The organism is Streptomyces sp. BE20 (genome assembly GCF_036322525.1).
Classification (GTDB): Bacteria; Actinomycetota; Actinomycetes; order Streptomycetales; family Streptomycetaceae; genus Kitasatospora.
Window position 1 is genome coordinate 1 of the sequence record NZ_JAQYWW010000179.1, and the last position, 948, is coordinate 948.

The following is a 948-nucleotide window of genomic DNA, read 5'->3' on the forward strand; positions in this document are numbered from 1 at the left end:
CGGCCCGGTTGTCCCCGGTGAGCAGGACGGGCCGCAGACCGAGCGCCCGCAGGTGCGCGACGGCCTCGGCGCTGGTCGGCCGCACCGCGTCGGCGACCTCCAGGACGGCCCGGGCCGCGCCGTCCCAGCCGACCGCGACGGTGGTCCGGCCGGCCGCCTCGGCGGCGCGTTTGGCCTCGGCGAGCGCCGCGGGCAGGGGGAGGGTGTGCTCGACCAGCAGCGCCTCCCGGCCGGCCACCACCGTGTGGCCCTCGACGACGCCCTGCACGCCGAGTCCGGGCAGGGACCGGAAGTCCTCGACGGCGGGCAGCGGGCCCACCTTCTCGGCGGCGGCCGCGGCGACGGCCGCCGCGACGGGGTGCTCGGAGGCGTGCTCCAGCGCACCGGCCAGCCGCAGGACCTCGGTCTCGGTGACGCCCTCCGCGGTGCGGACGGCGAGCAGGGTCATGATGCCGGTGGTGACGGTGCCGGTCTTGTCGAGGACGACGGTGTCCACCTTGCGGGTGGTCTCCAGCACCTCAGGGCCCTTGATCAGGATGCCGAGCTGGGCGCCGCGTCCGGTGCCGACCATCAGCGCGGTCGGGGTGGCCAGGCCGAGGGCGCACGGGCAGGCGATGATCAGCACGGCGACCGCGGCGGTGAACGCCTCGGTCGGGCTGTCGGCGGCCAGGAGCCGGCCGACCAGGGTGCCCAGCGCGATCAGGATGACCACGGGGACGAAGACGGCGGAGATCCGGTCGGCGAGGCGCTGGGCGGCGGCCTTGCCGTTCTGCGCGTCCTCGACCAGCCGGGCCATCCGGGCGAGCCGGGTGTCGGCGCCCACCCGGGTGGCCTCGACCACCAGCCGGCCGCCCGCGTTGACGGTGGCGCCGGTGACGGCGTCGCCGACCGCGACCTCGACCGGAACCGACTCGCCGGTCAGCATCGAGGCGTCCACGGCGGAGGCGC

The 948-nt window shown here is 77.1% G+C and carries 1 protein-coding gene; it reads right to left on the reverse strand.

Annotated elements, in window-relative coordinates:
* A partial coding sequence (locus PUR61_RS00800) for an HAD-IC family P-type ATPase (RefSeq protein ID WP_329874554.1) occupies window positions 1-948 on the reverse strand: 948 nt, incomplete at both ends.